The sequence below is a fragment of the Pseudoalteromonas sp. NCCP-2140 genome (assembly GCF_023708065.1).
Lineage (GTDB): Bacteria > Pseudomonadota > Gammaproteobacteria > Enterobacterales > Alteromonadaceae > Pseudoalteromonas.
Genome location: NZ_BRCZ01000003.1, coordinates 541,381 through 556,157, shown reverse-complemented (window position 1 = coordinate 556,157; position 14,777 = coordinate 541,381). Strand labels below are relative to the sequence as shown.

Annotated in this window: 11 protein-coding genes and 1 pseudogene; 10 read left to right on the top strand and 2 right to left on the bottom strand. The window is 42.7% G+C overall.

What is annotated here, in order from left to right:
• From NFU46_RS09220 to NFU46_RS09180, 9 genes and pseudogenes are all read left to right on the top strand, one after another.
• Positions 1 to 244, top strand: a pseudogene (locus tag NFU46_RS09220) (elongation factor Tu); the annotation flags it as partial.
• A 490-nt stretch (positions 245 to 734) separates the two neighbouring features.
• On the top strand, positions 735 to 2,324 hold the full coding sequence (locus NFU46_RS09215) for an alkaline phosphatase (protein ID WP_251601291.1): 1,590 nt from the start codon (positions 735 to 737) through the stop codon (positions 2,322 to 2,324).
• Positions 2,325 to 2,335: 11 nt separating this feature from the next.
• Positions 2,336 to 4,132, top strand: coding sequence for an alkaline phosphatase (locus tag NFU46_RS09210; RefSeq protein ID WP_251601289.1), 1,797 nt, complete (start codon positions 2,336 to 2,338; stop codon positions 4,130 to 4,132).
• A 74-nt stretch (positions 4,133 to 4,206) separates the two neighbouring features.
• Positions 4,207 to 4,923, top strand: a complete 717-nt coding sequence (locus NFU46_RS09205) for a hypothetical protein (RefSeq protein WP_251601287.1) — start codon at positions 4,207 to 4,209, stop codon at positions 4,921 to 4,923.
• A gap of 185 nt (positions 4,924 to 5,108) precedes the next feature.
• Entirely contained in the window at positions 5,109 to 5,903 is a 795-nt protein-coding gene (locus NFU46_RS09200; protein ID WP_251601285.1) for a VOC family protein, read from the top strand.
• 115 nt (positions 5,904 to 6,018) lie between these two features.
• Positions 6,019 to 6,684 carry an SDR family oxidoreductase gene (locus NFU46_RS09195; RefSeq protein WP_251601283.1) on the top strand — a complete coding sequence of 222 codons (666 nt, stop codon included), beginning with the start codon at positions 6,019 to 6,021 and terminating at the stop codon, positions 6,682 to 6,684.
• A gap of 138 nt (positions 6,685 to 6,822) precedes the next feature.
• Entirely contained in the window at positions 6,823 to 7,203 is a 381-nt protein-coding gene (locus tag NFU46_RS09190; RefSeq protein WP_251601281.1) for a hypothetical protein, read from the top strand.
• Positions 7,200 to 9,536 (top strand): fatty acid cis/trans isomerase, encoded by a 2,337-nt coding sequence (locus NFU46_RS09185; protein WP_251601279.1) that lies wholly within the window; start codon positions 7,200 to 7,202, stop codon positions 9,534 to 9,536. Before NFU46_RS09190 ends, NFU46_RS09185 begins: the two co-directional genes overlap by 4 nt.
• Positions 9,537 to 9,628: 92 nt before the next feature.
• Positions 9,629 to 11,380, top strand: a complete 1,752-nt coding sequence (locus tag NFU46_RS09180; protein WP_251601277.1) for a response regulator — start codon at positions 9,629 to 9,631, stop codon at positions 11,378 to 11,380.
• Positions 11,381 to 11,393: 13 nt separating this feature from the next.
• Here the strand turns inward: NFU46_RS09180 and NFU46_RS09175 are convergent, their stop codons facing one another.
• Positions 11,394 to 12,017 (bottom strand): hypothetical protein, encoded by a 624-nt coding sequence (locus tag NFU46_RS09175; protein ID WP_062566584.1) that lies wholly within the window; start codon positions 12,015 to 12,017, stop codon positions 11,394 to 11,396.
• A gap of 129 nt (positions 12,018 to 12,146) precedes the next feature.
• On the opposite strand from NFU46_RS09175, the gene modF reads away from it, so the two are divergent.
• Positions 12,147 to 13,604 carry a molybdate ABC transporter ATP-binding protein ModF gene (modF, locus tag NFU46_RS09170; RefSeq protein WP_251601275.1) on the top strand — a complete coding sequence of 486 codons (1,458 nt, stop codon included), beginning with the start codon at positions 12,147 to 12,149 and terminating at the stop codon, positions 13,602 to 13,604.
• A gap of 26 nt (positions 13,605 to 13,630) precedes the next feature.
• Here modF and NFU46_RS09165 read toward each other — a convergent pair whose 3' ends face one another.
• Complete coding sequence (locus tag NFU46_RS09165; protein ID WP_251601273.1) at positions 13,631 to 14,509, bottom strand: TraB/GumN family protein; 879 nt, start codon at positions 14,507 to 14,509, stop codon at positions 13,631 to 13,633.
• Between the last annotated feature and the right edge of the window lie 268 nt (positions 14,510 to 14,777).

Sequence of the window (14,777 nt, the reverse complement as noted above, 5' to 3'; positions counted from 1 at the left end):
AGATGAAGGTGGTCGTCACACTCCATTCTTCAAAGGTTACCGTCCACAGTTCTACTTCCGTACAACTGACGTAACAGGTGACGTACAGTTACCAGACGGCGTTGAAATGGTAATGCCTGGTGATAACATCAAGATGACTGTAGAACTAATCTGCCCAATCGCGATGGACGAAGGTTTACGCTTCGCTATCCGTGAAGGTGGCCGTACAGTTGGTGCTGGTGTTGTTGCAACTATCGTTGAGTAATATCAACAGGTAGAGCTTCACAGCTTATAAAAAGGTCGCCTAGGCGGCCTTTTTTAATGTCTGTAGAAAAGCTATCAGCTGTCAGCTTTCAGACGTCAGATTAGATTGGTGGGGTTGGTTTGTGTGGTGTCTCACTCAGCATTTGCCCTGCTCATTATTCGGGTAGGTTAGTTTGAACGCAGCGAAACCCAACACAACCATGTAAACCTTTTCTTTGGTAAACCCAAACCACCTTAAAGCACTCCCAAGGTTATGCTTGACCTAGAACCAAGAGCCTTTACCCTCGCAACTCACCCCTCGCACCTAACCCTATTATTTCCCCCTAAAACTAAATACTTACTTATATCTAAAGTCGTTTTTGTTTCATCATTTCGTCATGAAAACTCACTTTTTTAGTAACAATGCCTTCTTAGTATGGCTGCGCTAATTATCCAAGTGCAGTTTAGTTAGCACTCAAATTCTTAAAATAACGTACTAACGGAACGTAACGATGAAAATTAATAAAATTGCTACTGCAATTGGTTTAACGTTGGCATTGTCAGCGACGGCCAATGCAGGTGTGTTACCAGACAGTCAAAAACAAAATGATTGGTATAGTGCTGCTGAAACAAAATTAACAGAAAAAGAGGCGGCGGCTCAGGCTGAGCAAACATTTAAAGCTAAAAATGTCATTTTATTTGTTGGCGATGGTATGGGTATCTCAACGCTGACTGCATCGCGTATCATGGCGGGACAAATGGAAGGCAAGTTAGGCGAAGAAGGCTTACTAAGCTTTGAAGAATTCCCTTATTCAGCGCAGATCAAAACCTATAACGTTGATGCGCAAACACCTGACTCTGCAGGCACAATGACAGCAATTATTTCAGGCGTTAAAACCGATGTAGGTGTAATTGGTGTAAACGAAAATATCGAGCGTGGCGAGTGTGCAACTGTTGCGGGTAATGAGTTAATTACCGCAACAGAGCTGGCAGAAATTAAAGGTCTAGCAACAGGTGTTATCTCAACGGCACGTATTACTCACGCAACACCAGCTGCAACCTATGCAAAATCGGCTGACCGTAACTGGGAAGACGTGTCAGACATGCCAGCTGATGCTGTAGAAGCCGGTTGTGAAGATATCGCCTCACAACTTGTTAATTTCGAAAAGAATCTAGAAGCACGCTTCGTAGGCACTGACGTTGATGGTCTTGAAGTTGTGATGGGCGGTGGTCGTCGTCACTTCTTACCGAAAGATGCAGCGTTCAATTCAGCTGATGCAGTCAGTGAAGTAGAAGGTGACCGTACTGATGAGCGAGACCTAACTGCTGAATGGCAAGAAATGTACCCTGATGGTAAGTACGTTATGGACCAAGCTGGCTTCGATACGCTAAATGCTGACAGCAAACGTGTATTTGCATTATTTAACGAATCACACATGCAATACGAAGCAGATCGCGCTAACGATGTCGCGGGTGAGCCGTCATTATCTGAAATGACAGGTAAAGCGATCGACATCTTAAAGAGCAATGAAAAAGGCTTTTTCTTAACCGTTGAGTCTGGTCGTATCGATCATGGCCACCATGCGGGCAATGCTTATAACGCGTTAAACGATACCGTTGAATTTGCCAAAGCAGTGCAAACAGCAGTAGAGAACACCAACCCAGAAGAAACACTTATTCTTGTTACTGCTGACCACAGCCACGTATTTACTATCGCGGGTTATCCAAAGCGCGGTAATCCAATCTTAGGTCAAGTGGTTGCCATTGGTAGCGAAGAGCCAAGCCTTGCGGCAGATGGTATGCCGTACACCACAGTCGGTTATGCAAATGGTTTAGGTTTTCGCGATTTAGGTGATGAAACTGATGCAGATGCATCATATAGCGAAGCGGCATTTGCAGGTCGTGTTGATTTAACGGGTGTTGATACGACGATGCCTGGTTATCACCAAGAAGCTACCGTGCCATTAGGTTCTGAGACTCATGCGGGTGAAGATATTTCACTTCATGCAAAAGGTCCAGGTGCGCAACTAGCACAAGGCGTTGTGGAGCAAAACGTAATTTTCCACATCATTAACCAAGCTCTAGAACTAATTGAAGAATAATGGCGACGACGATGAAAAAACTAAATTTAATTTCTCTTGCTGTAGTAGTGGCATTAGCGGGTTGTTCTGATGATGATGACAACTCACCAAAAACATTAACCGTTGAAAATACATTAGCTGTTGGTTCTGAGCAGTGTGTAAACGGTGGTACAGAAACCCTAACAGGTGAAGATAGTAACGATAACGGTGAGCTAGACTTAGCAGAAGTCACGGACACAACCGTTGCATGTAATGCACCAGCAACGTCGTTAACGGCATCGCAATTAGCGCCGTTAACTGATAATGAATGGTTCAAGTCAGCACAAGTTAAAGTCGCTACTAGCGAAGAAAACATTGCTGCCGTTGTAAAAGAGTCAGGTAAAGCGAAAAACGTGATTCTGTTTGTTGGTGACGGCATGGGTATTTCAACCGTGACGGCAGCACGTATCATGGCCGGTCAGCTTGAAGGTAAGTTAGGTGAAGAGCATCAGCTTAGCTTTGAAACACTACCATTCTCAGGGTTTGCTAAAACCTATAACGTTGATGCGCAAACACCTGATTCTGCGGGTACGATGACAGCAATGGCATCGGGCGTAAAAACGGATGCTGGCGTTATCGGTGTTGATGAGGACATCGAGCGTGGTAACTGTGCAACGGTTGCAGGTAATGAACTAGTTACAGCCACTGAGCTTGCTGAGATTGCCGGTAAGTCGACTGGTATTGTTTCGACAGCGCGTATCACTCACGCAACGCCTGCAGCAACGTATGCAAAATCGGCTGACCGTAACTGGGAAGACGTATCAGATATGCCAGAAGCGGCAGTTACCGCTGGCTGTGAAGATATTGCATCGCAGTTAGTTAACTTTGAAGCAAACCTAGAAGCACGCTACGAAGGCTTGGATGTTGATGGTTTAGAAGTTGTCATGGGCGGTGGTCGTCGGCATTTCTTACCGAAAGACGCTGCTTTTAATTCTGCTGATGCTGTGAGCGCTGTAGAAGGTGACCGTACAGATGGTCGCGACCTAACAGCTGAATGGAAAGCTAAATACCCAGCAGGTCAATATGTGATGGACCAAGCTGGTTTTGATGCAATCGATGCAGAGTCAACAGAGCGCGTATTTGGTTTATTTAATGAATCACATATGCAATACGAAGCAGATCGCGCAAACGATGTAGCGGGCGAGCCTTCACTTGCTGAAATGACAGCTAAAGCAATCGATGTATTAGATAACAACGCCAATGGTTTCATGCTAACAGTTGAAGCTGGCCGTATTGACCACGGGCACCACGCGGGTAATGCTTACAATGCACTAAGCGACACAGTTGCGCTTTCAAAAGCAGTCCAAGTTGCTCTTGATAAAACCAGCATTGAAGACACGCTAATTATAGTTACAGCTGACCACAGCCACGTATTTACTATTGCAGGCTACCCAAAACGTGGTAACCCAATCTTAGGTAAAGTGGTACCTGTGGGTAGTGATGAACCATCACTTGCAGCAGATAACATGCCATACACAACAGTTGGTTATACCAATGGTGGTGGTTTCCGCAACTTAGGTGATGAGACTGATGCTGATGCAGGCTATAACTTTGCGCCGGTAACGGGTCGTGTAGATCTAACTGATGTTGACACAACAACACCTGGTTTCCACCAAGAAGCCGTCGTACCACTGGGATCTGAAACACACGCAGCAGAAGATGTAGGTGTGTATGCAGTAGGCCCAGGTGCACATTTAGTAACAGGCACTAATGAGCAAAGCCTTATTTTCCATGTTATGGATTATGCCGCTGACCTTGTTAAACAAGCCGATGCTAAATTAGCACAGTAATAAGTGCTTGGGAGGCTCTGAGCCTCCCTTACTCAATTAGTTATACTGAAAACCAAGACAAAAAAGAGAATCCCGTGAAAGCAGCCATCTTACTTGCCTCATTACTTAGCCCACTTGCTGTTGCAGGGCAATGCGATATGAACACCGGTTTTACGCAAGCAGACTATACGGTCACAACAGATATAGTTGCTAATAAGCAGCATACTGAAAACACCTTTACCCTTTGGCGTACGCCTCACCAGGTGGCTAAGCAGAATCCACAGTTTATTGAATTATGGCAACAGTTGCGCAATCAACAAATTCGCCCAATTCGTTATTTTCAGCATGCCCAGCGTGGTATTGAGTATCAACCATCGGAAGTGCAAGGTGAGCAAGATTGGAGTAGCAAATATCAGTTAGTAAGCGATAAGTTTTTAGCGTCAATGACGCACCAAAAAAGCATGGGTGAAGGCTGTGAACTAACAGAATATTACACACAACAGCAGGGTGATAGCAAAATAGAGCTAAGCTGGCTTGCCAATCAAAAGTTACTCAAAGCAATTCGTATTTCAACACCAACTTATAGCCGTGAAATTGCTTTAACAGCCAGTCATCACAACCAGCAAAAGATTCAGGCAGAATTTGCGAAATGGGATAACTATCAAACGACCGATTACGCAGATATCGGTGATAATGAAAGCGATCCATTTTTAGCTAAAATGATCAACTTAGGGTTTGTTGAGCATGGCGCGAGCGGTTTTTATGATGCGCAAGGTAATCAGCTCAAAGGTGAGCATGCCCATCATCACTAATTAGTTATTAAAATGCCGCTTTTTTAGCGGCATTTTTGTCTCTGTAACTCAGCGTTAGCTAGAGCTGTTCATTGTCTGTTTAGCTAAGGCAAAACTACTTACTTCAACGAAGTGTCACAACTATTGTCTGGTTTGATTGGTAAATTGTGCCATTGTTGCTTAAGTTTAACCAAGGAGGAACAGCCATGACAAAAATAAATACAAAACACCCCGCAGGTACTTTCTGCTGGGCCGAGTTATGCGCGAAAGACTGGCAAGCTGCAAAGCAGTTTTATACGCAACTTTTTGACTGGGGCTTTGATGACCAGCCGATAGGCGAAGATATGTATTACACCATGCTGAAAAAACAAGGTGATGATATTGCCGCTATGTATCAACTGCCAGCAAGTATGGGCGAGATGCCAACCCATTGGTTATTATATATTGCTGTTGATGATGTTGACCAAAGCACTGAGCTGGCAAAATCATTGGGGGCAACGGTTTTGGCAGGGCCACATGATGTCATGACCGCGGGTCGCATGGTGATGCTGCAAGAACCAGGCGGTGCAACATTTGCCTTGTGGCAAGCCGGTGAGCATATTGGGGCTAAACGAGTACAAGAGCTTAACCTGCCTTACTGGTTTGAGCTTGTGTCGAAAGACATGCAAAAAAGTCGCGACTTTTATTGTCAGTTATTCGGATGGCAGTTTGAGGTGAAACCAATGGAGGGCATGGACTACACCTTATTTACCATCGATGAGCAACCGATTGCAGGCATGCTTGAAATGACCAATGAATGGCCCGATGATATTCCACCCCACTGGATGCCGTATTTTGCGGTAGCAGATTGCGATCAGGCAGTCGCTAAAGCAACGCAGCTTAATGGCGCTATTTGTGTGCCAGCAACAGACATTCCAGATGTTGGGCGCTTTAGTGTGATTACCGATCCACAAGGGGCCGTATTTTCTATACTTAAATCAACCATTGATGAATTAACTTAAGCCCTTGGTTTTTGCCAATCTGTCCCAAGGTATATATATCTAGGCCACCTCAAAATGCACAAACTCGCACCTTGAGGTGGTTTGGGTATAGAAAAGCCTACTAAGGAGCAGATTGATGATTAAGCATGTGGTGGTTACGGGGGCCAATAAAGGTATTGGTCTTAATTTTTGTAAACAGTATTCAGCCCAAGGTTACCGTGTTACCGCAGTGGTTCGCACGCCAAGTGAGGAGCTTCAAGCACTCGATGTGAAAATTATTAGCGACATTGATGTATCTAACGCCGATGATGTTGCAACCCTTGCCAATTACTTACACGGCGACAAAATTGATATTTTAGTTAACAACGCCGGTATTTTTCATAACGAAACATTAGCTGACATGGACTTTGCTGCCATCGAAAAACAAATCAGCGTGAACAGTATTGCACCTATTCGTATTACTCATGCATTACAGCAAAGCTTAGGTATTGATGCCAAAGTAGCGATGATCACATCACGTATGGGCTCAATTGCAGATAATGGCTCGGGCGGTTACATTGGCTATCGTATGTCAAAAGCGGCACTTAATGCTGCCAGTGTTAGTTTAGCCCATGAGCTAAAAGATAAAAAAATTGCCGTAGGGTTATTCCACCCAGGCTTTGTACAAACGCAAATGGTTAATTTTGCTGGCGACATTAGCCCTGAAACTGCCGCAGAGCGGCTCATCAAGCGGATTGACGAATTAAACCTTAGCAACACAGGTGGGTTTTGGCATTCAAACGGCGAAACGCTACCTTGGTAATGCATTTTTCACTGTTTTTATAATTCGATTAGTTAGCAGCTAAAAAGCTGCTAACGGCTGATAAGTTTCGCTAATTATTGAACTTATAGTTTGCTATACTCGTACAATTAAAAGTCATTTTGATGTAGAGAGCAGCACATGGAATTAGAGCAAAATAGCGATTTAACCCTTCCTCTTTTTTATTTCGATGAGAACCTTCACAGCCGCGATATCGAATCTCCAGATTTACTATTACATGTAACGCTAAGCGAAGAGTTACTCGTGCAGCTTTGCCAAAATCCAGCTGTTGATAGCAGTGTGGCAATTGCCATTAATGAATATCGTCTTGAAGCGTTAAATGATGACTATCAAGCATTGATTGATGGTGAGCATGATGCGCAGCTGACACTCGTTCGTGGGCCATTATTGAGCGCTATGCTTAGTTGCGACAACGACCAAACCTTTGTATCGCCGCAAGTCGATATGATGCCAACCTTTGATTTAGGTGATGACGTTGAAGATATCGAGGAGGAAGGATGAGAAAACTCCTCACCACCGTATTTGGCCTTATTCTATTAAGTGGCTGTGCATATTTAGGTGCCGCTCATTACGATGAACTGTTTGGTAAAGAACAACCACAACAGCGCGTGGTTGCAGCATCAACACTTGAAGGTGCTGAGTTTTTAAGTGATGTAAAGCCTGTACTCGACACTCGTTGTGTGGTTTGTCATGGCTGCTATGATGCACCGTGTCAGCTTAAGTTATCTTCTGTGGAAGGTATCGACCGCGGCTTAAGTAAAGAGCGAGTTTATGACGGCACACGTTTACTAGCGCAAGAGCCAAGCCGCTTGCTGTTTGATGCGACAAGTACCGCTCAGTGGCGTGAAAAAGGCTTTACCCCAGTACTTAATGAGCGAGCTCAAACCGAAGAAGCGAACCTTGCCGGTAGTGTGCTTTATAATGCCTTAGTACTTAAGCAAAGCAGCCCACTGCCTAAACAAGCAATTTTAGGCGATGAGTTTGATTTTTCACTCGACCGTGAGCAAACATGTACCACAATGAATGAGTTTGACTCATTTGCTAAAGATAGCCCGCATAGTGGTATGCCTTATGGTTTACCGGGTATCTCGAGTGAAGAGTTTCAGAACCTTGCTAAGTGGCTCCGAAAAGGCGGTTATTTAGCTCATATCGAGCCTCCTGAAAAGGGTGTACTCAAACAAGTCGAACGTTGGGAAGCATTTTTAAATCAAGATGGTTTAAAGCATCAGTTGGCTGCTCGCTATATTTATGAGCACTGGTATTTAGCGCATATTTACTTCCCTGAGCATGGCGATAAACACAGCTACTTTAAGCTAGTTCGCTCTTCGACTCCGCCGGGTGAAGAGATCAAACACATTAGCACCCGTCGCCCTTATGAAGACCCTAAAGTTGAGCGTGTTTACTACCGTTTAATGCATGACCGCTCGACTATTTTAGCGAAAACACATTTACCTTTAGCATTAAATGACGAAAAGCTTGCACGCATCCATTCGCAATTTATTGAAGCTGATTATCAAGTAAATAAACTGCCAAGCTATAAACCAGAAGTGGCATCAAACCCATTTAAAGCCTTTGCTGCAATCCCAGTCAACTCACGTTATCAGTTTATGCTTGATGAAGCTGAGCTTATTATTATGGGCTTTATTAAAGGGCCTGTTTGTAGAGGTCAAATCGCGTTAAACGTGATAAACGACCAGTTCTGGGTGGGGTTTGCTAAACCTGAAATGGCGGCGACACCTAAAGTGGGTGAATTGTTGTTACAACATGAAGATGCCTTAGCATTACCAGCTGAAGAAGAAAGCAATGCCTTGCCGATTTCTAGTTGGGTGAAGTATTCAAAACGCCAAAACAAATATTTGTCAGCCAAAGTTGCACTGGCTAATAAGATGTTTGAGAACGGTCAGCACCTAACAACCGATTTACTTTGGCAGGGTGATGGCCATAACCAAAATGCAGCACTTACAGTGTTCCGCCACTTTGATAGCGCAACAGTTGTAAAAGGCTGGATAGGCCAGCAACCAAAAACCGCCTGGATACTCGACTACGCACTATTTGAACGTATTCATTACTTGCTGGTGGCGGGTTTTGATGTTTATGGCAACATTGGTCATCAGTTATTAACTCGTTTGTACATGGACTTTTTACGCTTAGAAGGTGAAGCAAACTACCTTGCATTATTACCAGAAGCTAAGCGCAAAGAAATTAAAGCCCAGTGGTATCGTAAATCGCCACCTAGCTTAACGAGCTTCTTTGAGGATGAATTGTCATTTAGTCAACCTACGGGTATTGAATACAAAACAATGGATCCGCAGTCTGAGTTGTTCAATATGCTAAAAGCGAAACTGAAGCCAATATTGAGCCCTCGTTACGACTATACGAAAGTACCTGAGCCGCTTGCTAAAATTAACAACCTTCCGGTTAAAGCTGTGAACTTGCTACCGCAAATTTCGTTTGTGTTAGTCAAAGATGGCGATGATAAGCACAAGGCCTATACCCTGATCCACCATAATGCTCATTACAATATTTCGAGCTTATTGAATGAAGAAGGGCAACGAGCTTATGACGAAGATACAGTAACGATTGTGCCTGGGTTTATAGGTGATTACCCAGAAGCCATTTGGTACTTGCACAATGATCAGCAAGTTGCAGCTTTTGTAGCTGGGCTTGCTAAAGCAACAGATGAAGTAGCTTACAGAGATCTGAAAAGTGAGTTTGCTATTCGCCGAACACATCCACAGTTTTGGCAATACAGCGATATTTTACACCGTGTAGCGAAAGAGTATCGCGGCGTTGAATTTGGGTTATTTGACTATAACCGACTCGAAAATCGATAAATTTCTGTTAACTATCATGTTTAAAGCCCACTTCAAGTGGGCTTTCTTGTATTCTATGAACTATAATTATTTTAAAAAATAATGAGTAAAGCATGTTGCAGCTAGTCACAGATATCCGAAAAAGATATCGCTGGGGGTTATTGGCGATTGCCATATTGGTCTCTGTATCAGCTATCTTGATACAGAGCCTTTTGTATATCCAAAAGGGTGATGCCAAGGTCATCAATATTGCCGGTAAACAACGTATGCTGTCACAAAAAATTGCCTTGTATGGCAATGCACTCATTTATCATGAATCCGATCATTTTCAACAGCAACACCGAAGGCTATTGCAACAAGCGGTTGAGCAATTTATTGCAGGGCATCAATTTTTAATTCAGCAAGATGAGCAAGGTCACTATATTCATTTAAATGAGGCGCTTGAGGCCCATTATTTCTCGCCGCCGACCGCGTTAGATGAACATGTAAAGCGCTATGTGAGTAAAGCACAGCAGCTATTAAACAATACCGATGATTTTGCCTATGTGGACCGCTCAACATTTGTTAGCAATCAGCTTGAAGCACTGCTCACAAAGCTAGACCAAGCGGTTAAGTTACTCGAGCAAAAATCAGTTCAGAAAGTCACGTTTTTGGCGGTGCTAGAGTTATTGTTTTGGTTGCTCGCCATGACGTTATTAGCACTTGAGCTATTTTTCATTTTTAAACCTATGGAGAAACTGGTCACTAAAAATATTGCTAAGTACAAAGAACAAAAAGAGTTCGCTGAGCGTGTTAATAAAAATAAAGAGCGCTTTATTGCCCGTACTAGTCATGAATTTAGAACACCATTGCAAGGTTTAACCGCATCCATCGAAGCGCTTGATATCAGCGACAGTCAGCAGCTGACTAAACAGCAGGCGCTTTATTGCGTTAATAGGCTAGTGGCCATGCTCGACGAATTAATGGATTTACAGCAGCTAACCTCGGGTGAATGGCAGTTAAGTTTTACTAGCAGCAATTTGTTATCAACATTAAAGCAAGCTATCTCACCCTATGAATATGCCTGTAACGATAAAGGTATTACCTTGAGCGTGAACTTAGCTGACTCACTCGATAAAGAGGTGAGCACTGACCATGCAAGGTTGACGCAAATCGTTGCTGAAATCATTAACAATGCCGTTAAATTTACTCCAAGCCAAGGCCGTATTGCCGTAACCGCTGCATGCCAAGGTGAGCAGCACTTTGTAATGGAAATACAAGATAACGGTAAAGGCTTTGAAAAGCCGCCGACAGATTTACTTAGCTACGAAAATGACTCAGAGCAACACTTTCAAGGCTTAAAAACGGGACTGCTTAGAGTTATGCACATTGTGAAAGCATTAAAAGGAGAAATCCAATTTCTTAATGCTGAGCCACAAGGTGTGAAAGTGTTAATTAATTTAGAACTAGAAAGCACGCCTAAATCAGCAATGCCAGCGCCGCTGCCGCAAGCATTACATTGTTTAATTGTGGAAGATAACCCACTCAACGCCACCATTTTAGGGCGCATGGTTAGCCATTTAAATTACAGCTTTGATGTGGCGGAAAATGGTTTAATTGCCACAGATAAAGCGTCAGATAAGCATTACGATTTAATTTTTATGGATTTAAATATGCCAGTTATGGATGGCTTTAAAGCGATTGATATTATTCGTAATGAGCAGGGGCAGCAGGTGCCAATTTTGGTGGTGACAGCCAATACATCGAATGATGATTTACAACGAGTATACGAACTTGGAGCAAACTTGCACGTTTACAAACCGATCACGCTGGATTCAGTGCAAAAAGCTCTCAGCATTTTATTTACTGAGAGCTCACAGGGATAACCAAAGCGTTAAATTAGTTTGTTACTTTAATGTCGCCAACACCCACTTCGACTTCAATATCGTATTGGCCATTGCCACGATAGCTTGAATGCGAGCTAACCACTTTACGGCTAGTGTTACCGTCATTTTTTAAGCCACGTATTTTAGTGTCGCCCACACCTGTATCAAGCTCGATACGTTTGTAGTCATCAAGCGCGCTATCAATTCTTACCGCGCCCACACCAAGCTCAATCTCAACTGAATTACTTGCGTCGTTAATTTCAATATCGCCAACACCAAGTTCAACATCAATTGCCATCGATTTAGGCATTTTTACATGCCAGTTTTGTTGAATGTCGTCATTATCTAGTTTTAAGCTAAGTGAGCTGGCACTTTGCGAGTGGCTTAATTCAATATCTGATAAATCGACATCAGAGCTGAACCAGCTATTGTCATTTTTTGGTTCAATGCGAACTGTAACGACGACTTCGCTACCGTCATAGCTTTCGACTTCTAAGCTGCCCACCGGAAAATCAATATCAAGCTGGCTTGCGCCACTCACAGCAAAGTTGTGATTTAGTTCACGTGAGTCTTTTGCCATTGCGTATGTTGTTGTTAGTGCTAAGCCTATAGCTGCTACACAAAGTAATTTTTTCATTGTCTGTTTCCTGTTGATGACCTTTTATACCTTAGTCGCAGCTGTGTTCAAAAAAGGTTTAAACGATTTTTAATTTTTTATCGAATACGGTAACGTCAAGCTAACGGTAACTTAGAATGAGGATTCAAAGTGCAACAAGTGCAGTTGGTTAATGTTAAAGCTAGCCTAAAGGGGCTGGGCAATGACGTTTATTATTTAGATGATCTCAATATCAATGTCTCGTCATTGCAGCAATGGGTTTTACTTGGTGCGAATGGGGCAGGTAAATCGGCCGTGGCAGCTGCCATTGCCGGTTTTGCGAAAATAGAAAAAGGCCAGTATGAGAATAGCTTTGAGCGTATAGCATTGGTTTCGCCAGACAGCCAAAAGCAGCTCCTTGCGGCTGAGCTAACTAAAGATCAAGATGATATTATTGATGGCGTTACGCCTTCGAGTACGGTTTATGAGTTAATTATTGCAGGTCGAGACGAGCAACAGCTTGATAGTGATTTGCTACAGCAGTTAATAAGCCTATTTGATTTTAGTGACAAACTTAGCAAGGCATTTCGCGATTTATCGACCGGTGAAACCCGCAAACTGATGCTGATCCAAGCCATAATAGGTCGACCAGATTTACTTGTGCTTGATGAGCCTTTTGATGGCTTAGATGTCATGGCAATGGCTGGGCTTAATCAGCTACTCGCAGAGCTTAGCAAAACAACGACCCTTATTTTTGTGCTCAATCGCTTAACTGAGATCCCTGACTTTGTTGATCATTACGCCTACGTTAAAGAGGGTCATGTCACAGAGCAATTAGCGAAGCCTTCACCTGAGCAGCGCGATGATTTACTCAAGCTATTGCATCTCACTCATACTCAGTTACAAATACCTGATGCTGATATTGACCATCAAGCGCCTCCGCTCACAGATTCTATGCTGGTTAGGCTCAATAACGCAGCAGTGAGTTATGGCGGCGAGGCTATCTTTGAAAAACTAAACTGGCAAATTAACCAAGGCGAACATTGGCAGTTAACAGGTAAAAATGGCTCAGGTAAAACTTGTTTGCTGAACCTTATCACTGGTGATAACCCGCAGTGTTACAACAATGATATCAAGGTGTTTGGCTACCAGCGCGGAAGCGGTGAGAGTATTTGGCAAATTAAACAACACATTGGTTATATTTCTAACGCGCTACATATGGATTATCGGGTGAGTATCACTGCGCTCAATACGGTTGTTTCGGGCTTTTATGACAGCATTGGTCTTTACCAAAAAGCCACCGATAAGCAACTTGCCATAGCCAAAAAGTGGTTAGCGTTATTAGGATTAAGTGACAAGCAAAGCAGTTCATTTAGCCAGCTGTCTTTTGGTGATCAGCGTTTATTGTTGATTGCTCGGGCTATGGTTAAACACCCTAATTTATTGATCCTTGATGAACCTTGCTTAGGCCTAGATGAAGCGAATAGGCAACGCGTGTTATTACTAATAGAAAAAATCTGTGCTGCAGGCACCAGCACCGTGGTGTATGTTAATCACCACGCGAGTGACAAAATAGCCGGTATCAACAATTATTTAGAGATGGCAGATTTCACAAAAAAAGCGCCATAAGGCGCTTTTTTAATAATTGAAATCATTTAGATACGGGTAATGGTAAAACCTTTATCTGTTAATTGCTTCAATAAACCGTGTTGCTCTGGTAAGTGCAAAGCGCCCACTGCAATGAACAGCTTTTCTTTACCGATACGAGTCGATAGTTGATTAACCCAATTGTTGTTACGGTCTATCAACATCACTTGCTCGCTTAGTTGACCATATTGAGAGTCATCAAAGCTTTCATTGTAAAACTGCGTAAGTGTTTTCATATCACCCGATTTCCAAGCCTTGATAAGACCAAAAAAGTAGGTATCTACGTCTGCAAGTTGCTCGAATGTTTCTTCGATCATCTTGTCATTCATAATTGCTAAGTGCTCAAACATTTCCATTTGGCGTTCAAGAGTTTCTAGTTCACCAACAGATATTTTATGTTCTTGAGCGTAAGCAAGTACTTGCTTGTCGATGCCGTATTGATCTGAAAAACCAACGTTTTGGAACTCCATCTGCATCATGGTGACCATCACCGCCCATGGTGCTAAATTCTTAAACATTGCAATATCAATTGATTTATCAGCAAAGTACTTTTGCAGTTTTGCATAGTTTTCTGGTGATAATTCTGATTGTAAGGTTTTGCCATTCTTCAGCATCATAAATGGTAATGAGCGACGCTGCATTTCAATTGGTGAAATGGCGCTGATATCCACCTCAACAATGACTTTATCTGAGTTATCGAGTGCTTTTGTTACCTTACTTGGCAAGCCTTTCATGCTGTTATCGCCAACATGCACGGTACCGAATAAATAAGAAGCAACGCCGTTTTTTTCTACTTTCCATAACCCCGGCTCTGCAAGTGTATATTGGCTAAAACCAAGCAGTAGCACCATAAAAAACAGGGCATTTATACGCTGGACGAATTTCATAAATTTCCTTTTCATAACGTGGTTTTTTCAATACTAAACTAATTTTTCTTTGAGGCGTTAAATTAAATCGGCTTTATGCAGAAAAATCACATCTAATTGCTAAAAATTAATCAATCATATAATGGCAAATAACGAGGTATGAAATTTCAATTTTTAATAAATAGTGAAATATAAATCTTCATATGTGAAATTGTTGAATATTTATTTCTTTAATTTTGCTTTTTAGCCTGTTTTTTGAATTGATTTTTATCTTGACTTACAGGCCCCA